Source organism: Leucobacter chromiiresistens, from assembly GCF_900102345.1.
Classification (GTDB): domain Bacteria; phylum Actinomycetota; class Actinomycetes; order Actinomycetales; family Microbacteriaceae; genus Leucobacter; species Leucobacter chromiiresistens.
Genome location: NZ_FNKB01000001.1, coordinates 1,115,308 through 1,133,352, shown reverse-complemented (window position 1 = coordinate 1,133,352; position 18,045 = coordinate 1,115,308). Strand labels below are relative to the sequence as shown.

General features: G+C 68.5%; 13 protein-coding genes and 1 pseudogene. 11 read left to right on the top strand and 3 right to left on the bottom strand.

Annotated features, from left to right (window positions below):
• The first annotated feature begins 7 nt into the window (after positions 1-7).
• Positions 8-1,105, top strand: coding sequence for a LacI family DNA-binding transcriptional regulator (locus BLT44_RS05270; protein ID WP_010155104.1), 1,098 nt, complete (start codon positions 8-10; stop codon positions 1,103-1,105).
• Between the two features lie 55 nt (positions 1,106-1,160).
• Here BLT44_RS05270 and BLT44_RS05265 read toward each other — a convergent pair whose 3' ends face one another.
• Positions 1,161-1,931, bottom strand: coding sequence for a GntR family transcriptional regulator (locus BLT44_RS05265; RefSeq protein ID WP_010155105.1), 771 nt, complete (start codon positions 1,929-1,931; stop codon positions 1,161-1,163).
• Positions 1,932-2,072: 141 nt separating this feature from the next.
• Between BLT44_RS05265 and BLT44_RS05260 the strand changes: the two genes are divergently transcribed.
• Positions 2,073-3,089 (top strand): SIS domain-containing protein, encoded by a 1,017-nt coding sequence (locus BLT44_RS05260; protein WP_010155106.1) that lies wholly within the window; start codon positions 2,073-2,075, stop codon positions 3,087-3,089.
• A gap of 157 nt (positions 3,090-3,246) precedes the next feature.
• Here BLT44_RS05260 and BLT44_RS05255 read toward each other — a convergent pair whose 3' ends face one another.
• Complete coding sequence (locus tag BLT44_RS05255) at positions 3,247-4,545, bottom strand: nucleobase:cation symporter-2 family protein (RefSeq protein ID WP_231291588.1); 1,299 nt, start codon at positions 4,543-4,545, stop codon at positions 3,247-3,249.
• 360 nt (positions 4,546-4,905) lie between these two features.
• Between BLT44_RS05255 and BLT44_RS05250 the strand changes: the two genes are divergently transcribed.
• The 9 genes and pseudogenes from BLT44_RS05250 to BLT44_RS05205 all read left to right on the top strand — a co-directional run bounded on the left by BLT44_RS05250 (position 4,906) and on the right by BLT44_RS05205 (position 15,115).
• Positions 4,906-7,074 carry a glycosyltransferase gene (locus BLT44_RS05250; RefSeq protein ID WP_074689983.1) on the top strand — a complete coding sequence of 723 codons (2,169 nt, stop codon included), beginning with the start codon at positions 4,906-4,908 and terminating at the stop codon, positions 7,072-7,074.
• On the top strand, positions 7,071-8,375 hold the full coding sequence (locus BLT44_RS05245; RefSeq protein WP_010155109.1) for a glycosyltransferase: 1,305 nt from the start codon (positions 7,071-7,073) through the stop codon (positions 8,373-8,375). The genes BLT44_RS05250 and BLT44_RS05245 overlap by 4 nt, the downstream gene beginning before the upstream one ends.
• A gap of 224 nt (positions 8,376-8,599) precedes the next feature.
• On the top strand, positions 8,600-9,199 hold the full coding sequence (locus BLT44_RS05240; protein ID WP_010155110.1) for a hypothetical protein: 600 nt from the start codon (positions 8,600-8,602) through the stop codon (positions 9,197-9,199).
• A gap of 46 nt (positions 9,200-9,245) precedes the next feature.
• Positions 9,246-9,734 (top strand): hypothetical protein, encoded by a 489-nt coding sequence (locus BLT44_RS05235; RefSeq protein ID WP_010155111.1) that lies wholly within the window; start codon positions 9,246-9,248, stop codon positions 9,732-9,734.
• Positions 9,735-10,337: 603 nt separating this feature from the next.
• A pseudogene (locus tag BLT44_RS05225) lies at positions 10,338-11,591 on the top strand (IS3 family transposase).
• 215 nt (positions 11,592-11,806) lie between these two features.
• Positions 11,807-12,973 carry a glutathione-independent formaldehyde dehydrogenase gene (locus BLT44_RS05220; RefSeq protein ID WP_029608062.1) on the top strand — a complete coding sequence of 389 codons (1,167 nt, stop codon included), beginning with the start codon at positions 11,807-11,809 and terminating at the stop codon, positions 12,971-12,973.
• 1 nt (position 12,974) lies between these two features.
• Positions 12,975-13,544, top strand: a complete 570-nt coding sequence (locus tag BLT44_RS05215) for a type 1 glutamine amidotransferase domain-containing protein (RefSeq protein ID WP_010155116.1) — start codon at positions 12,975-12,977, stop codon at positions 13,542-13,544.
• On the top strand, positions 13,541-13,843 hold the full coding sequence (locus BLT44_RS05210) for a putative quinol monooxygenase (RefSeq protein ID WP_010155117.1): 303 nt from the start codon (positions 13,541-13,543) through the stop codon (positions 13,841-13,843). Before BLT44_RS05215 ends, BLT44_RS05210 begins: the two co-directional genes overlap by 4 nt.
• A 141-nt stretch (positions 13,844-13,984) precedes the next feature.
• Positions 13,985-15,115, top strand: coding sequence for an NAD(P)/FAD-dependent oxidoreductase (locus tag BLT44_RS05205; protein ID WP_176783269.1), 1,131 nt, complete (start codon positions 13,985-13,987; stop codon positions 15,113-15,115).
• 174 nt (positions 15,116-15,289) lie between these two features.
• Here the strand turns inward: BLT44_RS05205 and BLT44_RS05200 are convergent, their stop codons facing one another.
• The gene (locus tag BLT44_RS05200; protein ID WP_029608063.1) at positions 15,290-17,950 is read right to left on the bottom strand and encodes an excinuclease ABC subunit UvrA; all 2,661 of its coding nucleotides are present in this window, start codon (positions 17,948-17,950) and stop codon (positions 15,290-15,292) included.
• Positions 17,951-18,045 lie beyond the last annotated feature (95 nt).

Genomic DNA, 18,045 nt, shown 5'->3' with positions numbered 1-18,045 from the left:
GTAGACCGTGGGCAAGCCTCGCCCTTCCGCCCCGACCATCTCGGAGGTCGCAGCGGCCGCCGGAGTGGGGCGGGCCACCGCCGCCCGCACCCTCGGCGGGTACGGCTACGTCAGCGCCGAGATGCGGGATCGGGTGCTCGCCGCCGCCGATGAGCTCGGCTACCGCACCAACCAGCTCGCCCGGAGCGTGTCGACCGGGGTGAGCCACACGATCGGCGTCGTCGTCGCCGACATCTCGAACCCGTTCTTCGGCGGCGTCGCACTCGGCATCTCGGAGGTCGCCAGCGCGCGGGGATTCGACGCCCTGGTGCTCAGCACCGCGGAGCACCTCGATGAGGAGATCAGCGCCGTCAACGTGCTCGTCGACAAGCGCGTCGACGGCATCATCCTCTCCTCGGCCGCCTGCGCCGCCGACTCCACCGCGCACCTGCAGCTCCCGAACGAGCAGGGCATCCCCCTCGTCCTCCTCGACCGCCTCATCCCCGGGCTCGACCTCGACGCCGTCGTGATCGACAACCGCGCCGCGGCCCGCCACGCCACCTCCGAGCTCATCCGCGCCGGCCACACCCGCATCGGCTTCATCTGGGGTCCGCCCGTCGCGGGCCGCATCGAGTACCGGCGCGAACTCGTCGAGGCCGCGCGGCGCAACCTCTGGTCGGACGGCGAGCGCCTCGCGGGCTACCTCGACGCGCTCGACGATGCCGCGCTCCCCCTCGACCTCGACCACGTCATGCTCGGCGAGAAGACCGAGGCGCGCGCGTACGAGGCGGTCACTCGCATGATCGCGCTCGACGCGGCGCCGACGGCGTTCTTCTGCACGGAGACCGACGCGCTCACCGGAGCGCTGCACGCACTGCGCGACGCCGGGCTCTCGATTCCGCAGCAGGTCTCCATCATCGGCTTCGACGACAGCTCGTGGGCGGCCGTCATGAACCCGCCGCTGACCATGGTGCGGCAGCCCATGCTCGAACTCGGCAGGCAGGCGGCGGAGCTGCTGCTCAGCCGCATCGACGCCGCCGGCGAGGCGTCGCACGCCGTGCAGCGCGAACTCGCAGCCGAGTTCGTCGAGCGCGCCTCCGTCGCACCCGCCCCCGACCAGCGCTGAGGCGGCACGCTCGGCGCCGCCGCAGCGCCGCTGAGGCGGGGGCTCCGCGCCGCCGTCAGCGCTGTCGCAGCACGGTGAACGAGATCTCGCTGCCGCGGTGGTAGTCCTTCGCGTGCAGCACGCGTCGGCCGGTGATGCTGAGCCCCACTTCGGTGACGAGCAGCCACGGCCCCATGCCGGCGAGGTTGTGCGGCTCCTCCCACTCGGCCGGCAGATCCACCGCAGACACCGTGGCGAGCGCGGTCTGCACGTACTCGCCGTGCGCGGCGAGCGCGGCCGTCAGCGAGCCGCCCCAGTCGCGGTGCGCGATGGGGCCGGGGAGCAGCTCGCGCGGCACCGTGTTCTCGCTCACCACGAGCGGGCGGTCGTCGCCGAAGCGGATGCGGACGAGTCGGATGACGGGCGCGCCCACCTCGATCTCGAGGGCGGCGGCGGCCTCGGGCTCGGCGGCCGCCTCGGCGACGCTGAGCACGGCGCTGGTCACGCGGTACCCGCGCGCGGTGAGCACCTCGGTGATGCTCTCGTACTGCGTCATGGGCCGCTCGACGCGCAGCCCGCCCGTCGCGGAGAGGAAGCGCCCCTGCCCCTGCACCGCGACGACGAGGCCGCTCTGCTCAAGCTGGCGGAAGGCCTCGCGCACGGTGGACCGCGAGGTCTGCAGGCGCTCGGTCAGGGCGGCTTCGGTGGGCAGCCGGTCGCCCGGGCGCAGGTCGAGCTGTTCGACGATCGCGGTGATCCGCCTGCGCGCCCGGTCGACCGCGCTCTCGCGCCCCGCGGGGTCCGTGGATGTGTCAGACAGCGTTCCGCCTCCTGCGCCTCGATGCATACGCGCCTCTGCCCGGCCGGCGCTCCTGCCGCCCAGCATAGCGACGGTGCACCGATCGCCGGCAGAACCGGCCCTTGCACCGGGGTTGTCTGCTCTTTACGATAGTTGTCAGACAATGAGTGTCGCACACAGACAGGAGCAATGATGCTGAAGTTCGATCCCGAGGCGTACCTCGCCGTGCAGCGCGGGGCCGTGGCCCTCGCCCCCGCCCTCCGCGACACCGCCCGCTCCTGGCTCGACGCCGGCGGCGGCAACCTCTTCTTCATGGGGGCGGGCGGAGTCAACTTCCTCATGCTGCCGGCGGCGCGCCTGCTGCAGACCCGATCCTCCCTGCCCGTGCACATCGAGATGAGCGCAGAGATCGTCCACTCCGGCAGCGCGCACCTCGGGCCGCAGTCGCTCGCCGTCTTCCCCTCGGTCTCGGGCACCACCAAGGAGGCGCTCGCCGCAATCCGATTCGCGCAAACGCGGGGGGCCACCGTACTCGGCCTCACCGCAGACCCCGGCACGCCCGTCGCCGAGCTCGCCGACATCTCGTTCTCGAACCACTGCGCCGACCCGACCTCCAGCGAGAACTTCGGCCTGCAGTCGCTGCTCCTCGCACTCGGCGTCATGGATGCGAGAGGCGAGATCGACGACTACGAGGCCGTCGTCGCCGAGCTCGCCGCCCTGCCCGAACTGCTGGTCGACGCGAAGCGCGCATTCGAGCCGCGAGCGGAGGCGCTGGCGGCCGAGATCGCGGACGAGCAGCACCACATCATCACCGGCGCGGGCGGCTCGTGGTACGAGGCGATGTACTACGGCATGTGCATCCTCGAGGAGATGCAGTGGATCTGGACGCGCCCGGTGCACGCCTCCGACTTCTTCCACGGCACCCTCGAACTGCTCGAGGCCGACACGAGCGTGTTCATCCTCGCCGGCGAAGACGAGCAGCGGCCGCTCACCGATCGCGTCGAGCGCTTCGCCCGCACCGTCACCCGCAAGGTCCGCATCATCGACACCCGCGATTTCGCGCTCGCAGGCCTGAGCGACCGCGTGCGCGCCCTCGTCTCGCCGATCGTGCTGGCCGCGGTGCTCGAGCGGCTCAGCACGCACCTCGAGCGGGTGCGCGACCACGACCTCACGATTCGCAGGTACTACAAGAAGGGCGACTTCTGAGGCTGCGCGCGAACGCTCGCGCCCGGTCGGAGCACGTGTCGCCCGCGCCCCGATCGGCGTGACGGCGCCGACGCCGGCGCCGACGCCGACGCCGGCACGCCGAGACCGAGGGGTCGCCGCGAGACCGAGGGATTCGACGCCGATGATTCCCTCGGGTTCAGGCGAAACGCTCGCGCTCGGCGTGCCTGCGCCGGCGCCCGACCTCGGTGAAGAGCAGGTTGAGCACGACCGCGGTGATCGCCGCCGAACTGATGCCCGAGTGGAAGATGGTGCTGAACCAGGTGGGGAAGGCGTCGAAGAAGTCGGGCGCGACCACCGGGATGCAGCCGACCGCGAGCGAGGCGGCGACGATCAGGAAGTTGCCGGTGTTCTCGTAGTCCACCTTGCCGAGCGTGCGGATGCCGGAGGCCGCGACCGTGCCGAAGAGCAGGATGCCCGCGCCGCCGAGCACCGCCATCGGCAGCGTGGCGATCACGCGCCCGAGCACCGGCAGCAGGCCGAGCACCACGAGGATCGCTCCGCCGGTCGCCACGACGAAGCGGCTCTTCACGCCCGAGATCGCGACCAGCCCGACGTTCTGCGCGAAGGCGCTCTGCGTGAACGTGTTGAACACGGGCGCGACGGCACTCGACAGCATGTCGGCGCGCAGGCCGTCGGCGATGCGGCGGGAGTCGACCTTGGAGCCGGTGATCTGAGCCACGGCGAGCATGTCGGCGGTCGTCTCGGTGAGGATGACGAGCACGACGATGACCATCGCGATGATGCCGCTGATCTCGAACACGGGCAGCCCGAAGGCGAACGGGCTCGGAAACGCGAAGACGGCCCCGTCGCCCACGGACGAGAAATCGGTCTTGCCCGCGATGCCGGCGATCAGGGTGCCCAGCAGGAGCCCGAGCAGGATCGCCATTCGATTGATGCCGAAGGCTCGCACCCGCGAGAGCACGAGTGCGATGAGCAGCGTGGCGGCGGCGAGCGCGATGTTGCCGACACTGCCGTAGTCGTCGGCCGTCGCGGATCCGCCCATCGCCCACCGCGCCGCGACGGGGATGAGGGAGACCCCGATCGTGGTGATCACGACCCCGGTGACCACCGGGGGGAAGAACCGCACGATCCGGGCGAAGAAGGGGGCGATGAGCAGGCCGATGAGCGCGGCTCCGAGCACGGCGCCGAAGACGGCCGGCATTCCGCCGCCCCCGCCCACGATGGCGACGAGAGTGGCCACGGAGGCGAACGACGTGCCCTGCACGAGCGGCAGCTGACTGCCGAAGAACGGCAGACCGACCGACTGCAGGATGGTCGCGAGCCCGCCGACGAAGAGGCAGCTGGCGATGAGCACGCCGATCTCGGCGCTGCTCAGCCCCGCGGCGGTGCCGATGATCAGCGGCGGCGCGATGATGCCGCCGTACATGCTGAGCACGTGCTGCATGCCGTGGGCGAGGTTCTTCGACCAGTGCAGGCGCTCGTCCTCGGGCCGGGGCGCATCTGAGGCGGGTGCTGCGGCGCCCGGTGCTGCGGCGCCCGGTGCTGCGGCGCCCGGTGCTGCGGCGCCCGGTGCTGCGGCGCCCGGTGCTGCGGCGCCGGAGGTACGGGGATCGGTGCCGCGCCGGCTGCGGCCGCGCCGCGCCGCCCTGCGTTCGATTCGGGGGTTCACGGTCGTTGACTCAACTCTCGGTAGAGACCGATCGAAGGCGACCTCGCCGCTTGCCGACCCGTCGTGGGATGTTCCGCAGAAAGAATAACTCAGAACTTGTGTAAAACACATATATGCTTAAAAATTGAGAAACATCCGCAACGACCTCCAGATCGTAGGTGCCGCATGGCAGTCGCAGAGCAGGTGCGGGAGATGCTGCACACCGGTACGCTCACGCAGGTGATGCAGCACGAGGAGCGGCTCGCGCACGCCGCCGCGCACGACCCCGACGGTCTCGAAGCGTTGCGCGCCGCAATCGCGGGCGACGACCAGGCCGTGGCGATCGCGGCCGTGCACGCAGCCTCCCACGTCGACGACGAGCGCGCGTCCGATGTGCTCGACGCTGCGCTCCGCGACGCCCGCCCCTTCCTGCGGGAGCACTCAGCATGGGCCTTCGCGCGCCGACGCCCGCGCACCGCGGCGATCCCCCCGCTCGTCGACCTCGTCATCGCGGGGGGATTCGGCGGCATGATCGCCCAGCGCACCCTCGAGGCGTGGGGCGACGATGCGCCCGAAGCCGTCGTCGCGCACCTGAGCGAAGCACTGCGCACGCATACCGCCGCGCCCGTGCGCAGGCGGCTCACCGAGACACTCGGCCTGATCCGCGACCCGCGAGCACTGCCCCACCTCGACCGCGCGGCGCACGACCCGAGCGAGGAGGCAGTGGTGCGCGACGCCGCTCGCGACGCGCTCGACGACGCCCGCCACCGCGACGCCCGCGAGCGCGACGCCCGCGAGCGCGACGCCGTCGCGACGGCGGAGCCGGGCAGCGCGGCGGATACCGAGCTGACCATCGCCCAGCTGTTCCTCGGAGCCGACATCGACGCCGGTCTCCGCACCGTGGGCAGCGACAACAACGGCGGCATCGCCACGCTGCTCGTGCGCCTCGGCGACGCCCTCATCGGCGACGCCCCCAGCTGCGGCGGCCCCATCGGCGGTTCCATTGGCGGCGGCCGGAGCGACCGCAGCGGCGCCGCACCTGCGACCGTGGGCCGCGTGCTCACCCTCTCGCGCGGAGCCGACGTCGACTGCACCCCCGCCGCCACTGCCGCGGCCGACCAGCCGAGCCGGCACGCGTACGCGCCGATCCACCTGCCCGTCGCCGCCGCGAGCGTCGAAGACACGTGGTCGAACTTCGTCGCCGCACGCCGGGGCATCGCCCGCGCGCTCGTCGAGCACGGCCCGGTGCACGCCATCCACCTGCGCATGGCCGACGTCGGCACCTTCGCGGCGTGGGACGTGGCCAACGCGCTCGGCATCCCCGTGATCTTCACCGCCGCCCCCGACCCGCACGCGCTCATCGAATCGCTCGAGCACTCCGGGGTGCTCACGCGGCAGAACTTCGGCGAGCACGACGCGCGCGACCGCTACTGGTTCCGCGCCCGCCTGGTGCGCGACCTCGCCCGGCGCGCCGACCACACGGTGCTCATGCCGCGCGAGCGGCTGCGCGCCGACCTGCAGCGACTCGTCGGCATCGAGATCGACGACGCCGCGCAGTACACCCCGGTCGCCGAGGGCATCGACGTCGGCGTCATCGACGCGGCGGTCGACGAGGCCCGTGCCGTCGCGCAGGGCGCCGACCCCGAGCCCCTGCTCGCCGAACTCGCCGAGCTGCTCCGCGGGCTCCCGGCCCACCGCCGGGGGCTGCCCCTGCTCATCAGCGTGGGGCGGCTGCACCGCGTGAAGGGCATGTCGTCGATCGTCGAGGCGTGGGCCGACCCCGAGCTGCGCGAGCACTGCAATCTGCTGATCGTGGGCGGCAACCTCGCACGACCCTCCGCCGACGAGGCCGAGCAGATCGCGCGCATCGACGCCCTCGTGGATCCGGCCGAACGCGCGGCGCAGGGCCTGCTGCTCGTCGGCCACCGCCCCAACGAGACGGCGGCGCGCTGGGTCGCCGCAGCGCGCTTCGGCATCCCCGGGCTCGCAGCGCCCCACGGCGTCTACGTCTGCGGCAGCATGAAGGAGGAGTTCGGGCTGGCGATCCTCGAAGCCATGGCCGCGGGCGTCTTCGTCATCGCGCCCCTGCGCGGCGGCCCCGCCACGTACGTCGAATCGGGCCGCACCGGCGTGCTCGTCGACACCTCCGACGTCGGGCAGCTGCGTGCCGCGATCGCCACCGGCCTCGCCCGCGCCGCCGACGAGCCCGACGCCCGCGCCGCCGCATCGCGCGCCCTCGTCTCCGAACGGTTCTCCATCCACACCATGGCCCGCACCCTCGCCGGCATCTACCGCGCCGCGCACGGGCGCCGCCGCACCGCACCGCTCAGCACAGAATCGGATCAGCACGCATGACCCTGCTCATCATCAGCCCCGACTACGCGTCGCACCTCTACCCGCTGGCGTCGATCGGGCAGGTCTGGCGCGGCCACGGCCACCGCGTCGTCGTGGCCACCGGCCCGGCCACCGCGCACATCGTGGAGTCGTTCGGCTACGAGCAGGTGCCGCTCAGCCTGGGCAAGGGCTCCAACCCGGGCACCATCCGCGCCGAGCAGCAGCCCCGCGGCGAAGACGACGTGCTGCGCGGCTTCTTCGACGCGACGCGCGCGGGCATGGTCGAGACGCTCGCGTTCCAGGCGCGGGCCCGACTGCACGATCTCATGTGGCGCCCGGTCGACACGGCCCGGCGGGTGCTCGACATCGTGGCCGAGGTGCAGCCCGACGAGATCGTGGTGGATCACCTCGCGTTCAGCGCCCGACTCGCCCTGCGCGCGGGCGGCATCGACCACATCGACATGGTGCTCGGCCACCCCACCGCCCTGCCCCTGCCCGAGGCGGGAGAGCTGTACGGGTATCCGTCGGCGTGGCCCGCGGCCTTCGACCCGAGCGCCGAGCAGCTCGACGATCTGCGAGCGCTCTGCGCGCGCGTCAGCGCCTCGTTCACCGACGAGTGGAACCGCGCGCTCGCCGAGCTCGACCCCGCGACGCCGCCCACGACCGACGCGTTCGCGGAGCACGGCGACCACCTCGTCTACAACTACCCCGAGCAGCTGGTGCCCGAGTGGCGCCGCGCGATGCTGCCCCCGCACACCTGCATCGGCTCGTCGCTGCGCCCCGAGCAGGCCGACGACGCGGTGCGGCGCTGGCTCGACGCGGGCGAGACGCCGTTCGTGTACGTCAGCTTCGGCAGCTTCCTCTCGGTGCGCGCCGACGTGCTCCGCACGGTGGCCGATGCCCTGCGCGAGCTCGGCGTGCGGGCCGCGATCGCCCACGGGTCGTCGGATCGCGCGGCGCTCGGAGAGATTCCCGCCGACTGGCTCGTGCAGGAGTTCCTGCCGCAGGTGACGCTGCTCGAACGCGCCGCCGTCGCCGTGACGCACGGCGGCAACAACAGCGTGACCGAGGCGCTCTCGTTCGGCGCCCCGCTCGTCGTGCTCCCCTTCTCCACCGACCAGTTCGCCGGCGCCGAGGCGCTCGAACGGGCCGGCCTGGCCGTCGCGCTCGCACCGAACGAGGCGACGGCGGCCGAGGTGCGCGACGCGGTCGCGGCGATGCTCGAACGGCGCCCGGAGCGTCGCACCCTCGACGAAGCGCTCGCCGAGAGCCGGCGCAACGCCGAGGCGGCGTACGCCGCTCGGCAGCGGGTGCGCGCGTAGTCTCGCGCGCGGCGGCGCGTCGATGGGGTGGTGGTCGGTCGGTCGGGCCGCCCGATCCTCGTCGCGCCGGCGCGATCCTCGTCGCGCCGCTCGTCAGGGGTTCCGAGCCGGCCCGGCCCGGCGCGGCCCTGTCCCGCCCTGCGAGCGCACCGGCGCCGAGACGCTCCGGCCCACTGACTGGGAGCGGACCGGAGATGCGAGCCGCCTTCCGTTAGCTTCCCCTCATGCGCATCCACGTCGAACCCGGGCACCTCGCCGCGGAGGGCGCGCGCATCGATGCGGCGGCGGATGACGCCGATTCGGGGATCGAGCGGGCCGCGACACGCGTGGGGGAAGGGGACGCTGAAGATCTCCCGGTAACCCCCCACAATGTCGTGGTCATGCTCCGACCGGACGGCCGCGTATTCATCGAACCGTACTCACGCCCGATACAAGGCACCTGGACTCTGGACGGCATTCCTGAGGTGGTTCCCGATATCCAGGACGCAAAAGCTCTGGGCACGGCGATTCTCAATGCCCTGGAACGATCCTCCTGGCGCGTCATTCCCGAACCCGATCCGCGCGACGATCCGGTCGTTCGGGAGGTGCTGAAATGGGCCGGAGCGCGGAACTGGAAGCAATACACGAAAGGGTCGAAGGCCGTTTCCGTGTACGCCCGATACGCGGTCGGGCCGCCCACCTCGGCGAACATCTCCCCCAAGGAGCGGGAGCGAAGCGGCGCGTACGCTCCGATCGACGACGCGTACCGCGAAGGCGTGCACTTCGAGAGCGCAGAAGCACTCGGGCGACTGGTGCAGGAGGCGATGAAGGTCGCCCGTGCCTGACATCGCACGAAGCATCAATTCACCAAGCAAAGCAGAAAGGTGTCACATGGACGCCGGAAGTCTCCCCGTACACCCCCACAACGCCTCGATCATGCTCCGACCGGACGGCCGCGTGTTCATCGAAACGTATTCGCAGCCCCATACGGGAGCGTGGATTTCCGACGGCTTTCCCATCGTGCTGGCCGGCCTCGAGGGCCCGGTGGTTCTCGGGGAAGCCATTCTCGATGGGCTCGAACGATCGACATACGATGTGTACTCCGCGGATGAACTCCGCAGCCGGCCGACGCTCGACGAACTCTACGCATGGGCGGGCGTCCGGAACTGGAAGCAATACACGAAAGGGTCGAAGTCGGTTTCGGTGTATTCCCGATACGCGGTCGCGCCGCCCACCTCGGCGAATATCTCCCCCGAAGAGCGGGAGCGAAGCGGCGCGTGCGCTCCGATCGACGACGCGTACCGCGAAGGCGTGCGCTTTCAGAGCGCGGAGGAACTCGGGCGCCTGGTGCAGGAGGCGATGAACGACGCCCGAGCCTGACGCCCGGATGCGCCGCGCACGCGCCTCAGGCCTCGCGCGCAAGCCCGCAGAACGGGCCCGCCGCTCGGCGACGGGCCCGGGAAGATGGCGGAGGGTAGGGGATTTGAACCCCTGACTGGGGGTTACCCAGTGCTTGTTTTCAAGAGCAGTTGGCGCTCCCTCTACAGTCCGGTTTCACCTGGTTTTTTCCTCCGTACAGGATCCACCGACCAACGTGGACCAACCTATTGGCCTTTCACCTGTTGCCGTTTGTGAGAAGTTTGTGATCTGCCCGTGATGGACACGGACACTACAAACACCGAAAGGAAACTGTCAAGTGATTTCATGAGCTACAAACGCAATCTGCTGCAGCACCAAGCAGACCTCTCAGAGACGGAGAGCCAAAGTGGGCGCGCCCCTAACATGAGCAGCAGGCATCAAACCGTCTCGCCACGGTAGTACGCATCGCGCTGACTCAGGTCTTCGGTCACTTCCCCCTCACACACGTAATTTCGCTTCCTGGGAAGCGAGTACATCGAGCCGAAGTCCGAAGTATGAGTCTGATGCACGTGAACCGCTCTGAGTTTGTTGGAGGCTCTTGAGCTTGGAAACGAGGATGGAGTCATGGTGTCGAAGCAGGGATCTGGTGGGTCGACGGGGCGTAGGTATTCGCCGTAGGAGAAGGCGTCTTCGGTGCGGATGGTCAGGACGTTGCGCGCGGAGCTCGGAACCGATCACGGGACGGTGCGGCGCGTGGCGACGCAGCTCGGTTACGGGCTCGAGTCCGTCCGGAGTTGGGTCAAGCAAGCGGATGTTGATGACGGTCACGTTGCCGGGGTGACGGCGGGGGCCTGTCGGGTGCGAGAGCTGGAGCAAGAGGTTCGTGAGTTGCGGCGAGCCAACGAGATCTTGAAGAGAGCGGCGTCTTTCTTCGGGGCGGAGCTCGACCGCCAACATCGGAAGTAGTCGCGTTCATCGTCGCGAACAAGAACAACGTCATCGAGGGTCGCCCGCTCGGAGTCGAGCCCATCTGCAGCCTGTTGCGCGTAGCTCCGAGCACGTATTACGCCGCGAAAGATCGTGCTCCGTCAGCGCGGGCGATCAGCGACGCTGTCCTGATCCCTGAGCTTGTCGAAGTCCGGGAAGACAATTACCGCGTCTATGGGGTCCGGAAGCTCTGGAAGGCGGCTCGGCGCGCCGGGAGCGAGATCGGTCGGGACCAGACGGGCCGGTTTATGCGGGCGGTAGGTATCGAGGGGGCGATTCGGTCGAAGCGGGTGAAGACCACACGGCCCGATCCGACCTCGGCGCGGCATCCTGACCCGGTGAAGCGGGAGTTCACCGCGGTCGCGCCGAACCGGCTCTGTGTCACCGACCTGACGTTCGTGCCGGCCTGGGCCGGGGTCGCATACGTCTGCTTCATCATCGACGCGTTCAGCCGGATGATCGTGGGGTGGCGGTGCGCGTCACATATGCGTACTGAGATGGTCCTCGACACGATTGAGATGGCCCGCTAGTCGAGAGGCCGCCATCACGAGGGTTTGCGATGTCACAGCAACGTAGGGGCTCAATTCACGTCGATCCGCTACGGGAACGCCGCGCAGCGCGACACCATCGATTGGAACCGTCGGGGATTCGTATGACAACGCCCTGGCCGAGACGGTGAACGGCTACTACAAGACCGAACTGGTCCGCGGGCCCGGCAGATCCGGACCCTGGCGAACAGTCGAAGATCTCGAACTGGCGACCCTCGGCTGGGTGCACTGGCACAACACGCAACGCCTCCATGGCTACCTCGGCGGCGTCCCACCAGTCGAGTTCGATGAAGCGTTCCATGCTGGCCAAACAGCCGCCGATCGGCGGCTGGGAATCAAATAAAGTGAGTCTCCATCACACCCAGAGCGGTTCAAACGTGCTTTAGAACCTGGTTTCGGTGGACGTTTCAACGACAAGGAGTCGGGCGATCGTCAGGTAAACCTCCTTGACATGTGGCCTCTAGGAGCGTTGTGTGTATCCCGGAGGGACCGACATCGTTAGCGCCCCCCCCCCCCCCTGGAAGAACTATCGAGCAACACCAGCGGATCGGAGCAGACATGAAAGCAGTGGTGTACGAGGGACCCCGTCAGGTCAGCACGAAGGACGTCCCGGACGCGAAGATCGAGCGACCCACCGATGTCCTGGTCAGGGTAACGACGACGAACATCTGCGGCTCGGACCTCCACATGTACGAGGGGCGGACCTCCTTCGAAGCAGGCCGGACGTTCGGTCACGAGAACATGGGGGAGGTCATCGAAGTCGGTAGTGGCGTGGAGAAGGTCAGGGTCGGAGACCGGGTTGTGCTGCCGTTCAACATCTCGTGCGGGTTCTGTAAGAACTGCGAACGCGGTCTCACGAATTACTGCCTGACCACGCAGCCTGACCCGTCCGCCGCCGGTGCGGCATACGGATTTGCGGACATGGGCCCGTACGGCGGAGGCCAAGCGGAGCTGCTCCGGGTTCCCTTCGGCGACCACAACGCACTGCGCCTGGGTGAAGATGCGGAGGAGAAGGAGAACGACTACGTCATGCTCTCTGACATCTTCCCCACCGGCTACCACGCCACCGAGATGGCCGGCGTGATGCCCGGCGACAGCGTTGTGATCGCTGGGGCGGGTCCGGTCGGATTGATGGCCGCCCTGTCCGCGACGATCAAGGGCGCAGCAAAGGTGATGGTGGTCGATCGCCATCCTGACCGGCTCGCGCTGGCCGAGCAGATCGGTGCGATTGCCATCGACGACTCCAAGGTCGACCCCGTGCAGGCTGTGCTGGACGAGACGATGGGGCTCGGAGCTGACCGTGGTTGCGAATGCGTGGGCTACCAGGCCCACGATCCCCAGGGCAACGAGGACACCGCCGCCACGCTGAACATGCTCATCAACGCGGTGCGCTTCACCGGACGAATCGGCACCGTCGGCGTGTTCGTCCCCCAGGACCCCGGAGCCAAGGATGACCTCGCCAAGCAGGGAAAGGCGGCCATCGACTTCGGCACTCACTGGTTCAAGGGGCAGACCATGGGCAACGGTCAAGCCCCGGTCAAGCGGTACAACCGCCAGCTGCGAGACTTGATCGCCGCCGGCAAGGCCACCCCTTCCTGGATCGTCTCCCACGAAATCTCGCTGGACCAAGCCGCCGACGCCTACAGGAACTTCGACGCCAGGTCCAAGGGTTGGACCAAGGTCCTCATCAAGCCCGGCATGTCGACCGAGAAGAAGGCGAACTGATATGGCCGAGACGCTACAGAGCAAGAGAGTCGCCATCCTCGCCGCCGACGGAGTCGAACGCGTCGAGCTCGAGCAACCCCGCGAAGCACTGGAACGGGCCGGCGCTCAGACCGAGGTCCTCTCGATCCACGACGGCGAGATCAAGGCCCGTAAGAACGACCTGGATGAAGCGGGCACGTTCACCGTCGACGGGTTGATCGCCGACGCCTCGGTGGGCGACTACGACGCCCTGCTGCTTCCTGGCGGCACGGTGAACCCCGACCAACTCCGGGTCGACAAGGACGCCGTTTCCTTCGTCCGCGACTTCGTCGAAAGCGGCAAGCCCGTGGCGGCGATCTGTCACGGACCGTGGACGTTGATCGAGGCCGGCGTGGCAACCGGTCGCACCCTGGCGTCCTTCCCGAGCATCCGCACGGATCTGCGCAATGCCGGCGCGAACGTCGTCGACCAGGAGGTCGTGGTCGACAAGAATCTCATCACCAGCCGCTCGCCGGAGGACCTGTCGGCGTTCTCCGAAGCGATCGTGTCCCAACTCGCGGGCAGCACAACAAAGGAAGAGGAGACATCATGAGTGTGACCAAGGGATTACTGGTCAGGTTTGACGCGTTGCCCGGCAAGGAGGACGACGTGAAGGAGTTCCTTGACAGCGGCCGCGCGCTTGTTGAGGAAGAGCCGGCGACCACCGCGTGGTTCGCGATCCGTCTCGGCCCGTCCTCATTCGGGATCTTCGACGTGTTCCCCGATGACGCCGGCCGCGACGCGCACCTGTCCGGCGCAGTTGCGACCGCTCTCGGCGAGCAGACCGGCAAACTGTTCAGCGAACCGACGATCGAGAAGCTCGACGTTCTGGGGTCCAAACTCCCCGCCTGACACCACAGACCGGGAGAACTGGCCCAGAAATGAGGGGTCGCTGCGCGCGGTGACTTCGGGCTTACACAGCCCGCTGACGTCGTGGCAGCGGCCCCTTCTCTTGCGGCCTATCGCTAATCACCAACAGATCGGGGAACCGCGATGACAGGAACTGACGACGGCGTTGCCACGACGCGTTCACCCGAGGTAGCAGTGATCGGGGGCGGGATCGTCGGTCTGTCGACGGCGTACGCGCTGCGGGAGCAGGGCGTGCCGGTGCGCTTGTACGAGGCTGGTTTGCCCGGGACGGGTCAGTCCGCAGGCGAGTCGCGGATCTTCCGGCATGCCCACGACGACCCGCGACTCGTCGCTTTCGCGCGCGAAAGCCGCGGCGTATGGGATGAGTGGGCCGAACACTTCGACGCCGAGCTGGTCTCATCAGACGGTGTCCTGGCGATCGGAGACAGCGCCCTGGCGCGGCTGCGGGTGCTCGACCAGGTCGGCGGCGTGGAAGCGCACGAGATCGACGCGGCCGAGGTCGCCCAGCGGATGCCGCTGCTCGCTGGGTACTCGGGGCCAGCGGTGCTCGACGAGTCGGGCGGCGCGATCCGCACCCGCGCCGCGATCACGGCACTCACGGGTGCCCTCGCAGATGCGGTCACCACCGGTGAGGTCATCTCCATCGACACCCGCGCCGACGGGACGGTCGAGGTGCGCAGCGTCACCGACCGGGCTGTCTACTCCAAGGTGGTCGTGTGCGCCGGCCGCGAAACCGCCCGCCTGGCACGCAGCGTCGGCCTGTCGCTGCCGGTTCGCCTTGCCGCACACGTCAGGCTGACTTTCGACGTGAAAGCCGCCGCCCCGGCACGAGTCGCGTGCCTGCAGGACAGCAGCGGCGTCTTCGGCGAAGTCGGCGTCTACGCGACGCCGCTACCGGGCAACAGCAACTATTCGGTCGGACTCAGCGACACCGTCGGCGTCCGCGACGACGGAACTTTCATCGACCCGGCGGCGATTCGATCGTTGGACGAACGCGCACGCGAATACGTGACACGGGCGCTGCCCGGTCTCCACCCAGAGCCGCGCGAATTCCTTCACTGCTGGGTGACCGACCTCCCGTGGAGTGAGGACGGCATGGCCGTGTGGGAGGCAGGCTCTGTCCTTTTTGTGGCCGGTCACAATTTGTTCAAGCAGGCACCTGCGCTGGGTCGCGCTCTTGCCTGGGCTGCGACCGGCGGCGGTCTCCGCGCCGAGCTCACGCCCGAAGCGCGCCTCGGCGAGGCCCAGAGCTAGGGCGTGTCTCCCAATCGCGGGCGGGGGGGGTGAGCCGCGATTCTGGCCGGCAAACTGTTCATCGATCCCACGATCGAGAAGTTGGACGTCCTGGCCTCTAAGCTCCCCGCCTGAGACTACGACCTCGTCGAGTGTGTCGCTGTGCGATGTTCAGATCGCACAGCGACACACTCGTCACATTGGGGTCACGTTGGGGCCTGCCTGCAGTGCGGCGGCAAGGTAGCCCGCGGAAGCACCGACGCCCTTGTCCGCGACGTAGGCGGGCGTACCGGCGGCAACCACGGTCCCGCCGGCGTCGCCCGCGCCGGGTCCAAGATCGATCACGTGATCGGCCATCGCGACAACGCGCATGTCCAGCTCCGCGGCGACGACCGTGTTGCCCGCATCGACCAGCGTCTGCAGATGCGCGATCAGACGATCCGTGTCGGCGCAGTGGAGCCCGGACGTTGGCTCGTCCAATACGTACAGCGTGTCCCCACGCTGCGCACGCTGCAACTCGGTCGCCAGCTTGACTCGCTGGGCCTCACCCCCCGAGAGTTCCGTTGCCGGTTGACCCAGTCGGAGGTAATCGAGTCCAACGTCCGACAAAGCGGCCAGCGATCGCGTGATCTCCTCATCGCCCACGAAGAACAGGTTCGCCTCCTCGACGCTCATCGACAACACGTCAGCGATCGTGCGCTCCCGCCACGTGATCTCGAGCGTTGACGCCTTGTATCGGGTGCCGTGGCAGTCGGGGCATTCGGCGTACACGGAAGGCAGGAAGAGGAGCTCGACCATCACCGATCCCTCGCCCTCGCAGGTCGGGCAGCGCCCACCGGCGACATTGAAGGAGAATCGGCCGGGCTTGTACCCGCGGGAACGAGCTTCCGGGGTATCTGCGAATCGACGACGGACATGGTCGAACAGCCCGGTGTAGGTGGCGACGTTCGACCGCGGCGTCCGGCCGATGGGCCGCTGGTCGATGACGATCAGCCGGCGTACACCGGTGACGGGCCCGGCGACGCGTCCATCGAGACGTTCCGGCGCATCCGCGAGCAGTGACTCGTCGCTGACCGGCTCGTCATCGGCCGGGACGGCCTGGCCAAGGCGATCGCCAAGCAGCGACGGAAGCGCCTGGCTGACCAGACTCGACTTGCCGGACCCGGACACGCCCGTAACCGCGGTGAAGACACCCAACGGGATATCGACCGTGAGGTCGTGCAGGTTGTTCCGCGTCACGTTCTCCAGGCGCAGCCAGCTGCGTGCCTCACGGGGTGTGCGAAGAGGGAGACCGCGGCCGCCGAATAGGTATCCGCGTGTCACCGACTCCGTGATATCGGCGAGCCCGTCGGGCGGGCCGCTGTAGAGCACTCGGCCGCCGTGTTCACCGGCACCGGGGCCGATGTCGACCAGCCAGTCCGCGTGCCGCATCACAGCCACGGAGTGTTCGACGATAAACAGGCTGTTCCCGCGCCCCTTGAGCCCATCCAGGATCCCGAGGAGCGCCGTCACATCCTGCGGATGCAGCCCCGCCGATGGTTCGTCGAGGACGTAGACCACCCCGAACAGATCAGAGCTGAGTTGTGTCGCGAGCCGTATCCGCTGTAGCTCACCACCAGACAGCGTCGGCGTCGTCCGACTCAATGAAAGGTAGCCCAGCCCCAAATCGACCAGTGGACGAAGCCGCTGCAGCACCCCTGATGCGAGCTGGACCGCAGCGGCACGCTTCTCTGGCGCGGGACGCACTGTGGGTCGCACATCCGACGCCGAGGCCTGCGGCGACTCGCCACCAGCGATTCGCTCTTCCCGTGCGGCTCGTGGAGAGACCGCCCCAGAAGAAGCGGCCTCCTGCTCCTCCGTGCGTGCGATGACACCCGAGAGCGTCGTGACAAGTTCCCGAAGCGGCAGTTGGGAGAACTCGGCGATGTCGAATCCTTCGAACGTGACGGACAGCGCCTCGGGCTTCAGCCGTTTGCCATGACAGACCGGGCAGATCGCAGCGGTGAGGAACTGCGCGACGCGCCGCTTCATCGATGCGCTCTTTGTGTTCGCGAACGTGTCCAGAATGTACCGACGAGCCCCGACGAACGTGCCCGAGTAGCTCGGCTCCGCACCTGCTTCGATCGCAGCTTTGGACTCGGAGAGGGTGAGCCGGGAGTGGACCGGAACGAACGGGGTCTCGTCGGTGTATAGGATCCAGTCCCGGTCCTTTCGCGGCAGGTCCTGCCACGGCACATCGACATCGTAACCGAGAGCAACCAGTACATCGCGCAGCTGATGACCGTGCCACGCGGTCGGCCAGGAAGCGATGGCGCGTTCGCGGATGGTGAGCGATGGATCCGGGACCATCTGCTGCTCGCTCACCGTGTACACGCGGCCGATGCCGTGGCACTCCGAGCAGGCTCCTTGGACCGTGTTCGCGGAGAAGTCATCCGAATACAACATCGGCTGCCCATCCGGGTAGTCCCCCGCTCTCGAGTACAGCATTCGTATCAAGCTCGACAACGTGGTGATGCTGCCCACGGTCGATCGTGCGTTGCCGGCACCGCGCTGCTGCTGCAGCGCAACGGCAGGCGGCATCCCCGTGATCGAGTCGACATCGGGCACTCCCGCCTGATCGATCAGACGGCGGGCGTACGGTGCCACCGACTCTAAATAGCGTCGTTGCGACTCGGCGTAGAGCGTCCCGAACGCCAGCGAGGACTTTCCCGATCCAGACACCCCGGTGAACACGACCGTTGCATCGCGCGGTACAGAGAGACTGACATCCTGCAGATTATGTTCGCGGGCCCCGAGAACGCGAACATCGGGCTGCACGGAGACCTTCGTCGGCACGATCGCAGAGGGTTCAACCACGGTTGAAGCTTAGCCGAAGACGGAAGGGTGGATGGCCTTCGGCCGTCGGAAAGGTCTCTCGCACCAACAAGGGAATGGAGTGCGGCTGTAAGGCA

What these genes read in the sequence shown, in the direction of transcription:
- BLT44_RS05265 (WP_010155105.1), bottom strand. Translation starts at nt 1,931, where the DNA reads ATGCATCGAGGCGCAGGAGGCGGAACGCTGTCTGACACATCCACGGAC.
- BLT44_RS05260 (WP_010155106.1), top strand. Translation starts at nt 2,073, where the DNA reads ATGATGCTGAAGTTCGATCCCGAGGCGTACCTCGCCGTGCAGCGCGGG.
- BLT44_RS05250 (WP_074689983.1), top strand. Translation starts at nt 4,906, where the DNA reads ATGGCAGTCGCAGAGCAGGTGCGGGAGATGCTGCACACCGGTACGCTC.
- BLT44_RS05245 (WP_010155109.1), top strand. Translation starts at nt 7,071, where the DNA reads ATGACCCTGCTCATCATCAGCCCCGACTACGCGTCGCACCTCTACCCG.
- BLT44_RS05240 (WP_010155110.1), top strand. Translation starts at nt 8,600, where the DNA reads ATGCGCATCCACGTCGAACCCGGGCACCTCGCCGCGGAGGGCGCGCGC.
- BLT44_RS05235 (WP_010155111.1), top strand. Translation starts at nt 9,246, where the DNA reads ATGGACGCCGGAAGTCTCCCCGTACACCCCCACAACGCCTCGATCATG.
- BLT44_RS05220 (WP_029608062.1), top strand. Translation starts at nt 11,807, where the DNA reads ATGAAAGCAGTGGTGTACGAGGGACCCCGTCAGGTCAGCACGAAGGAC.
- BLT44_RS05215 (WP_010155116.1), top strand. Translation starts at nt 12,975, where the DNA reads ATGGCCGAGACGCTACAGAGCAAGAGAGTCGCCATCCTCGCCGCCGAC.
- BLT44_RS05210 (WP_010155117.1), top strand. Translation starts at nt 13,541, where the DNA reads ATGAGTGTGACCAAGGGATTACTGGTCAGGTTTGACGCGTTGCCCGGC.
- BLT44_RS05205 (WP_176783269.1), top strand. Translation starts at nt 13,985, where the DNA reads ATGACAGGAACTGACGACGGCGTTGCCACGACGCGTTCACCCGAGGTA.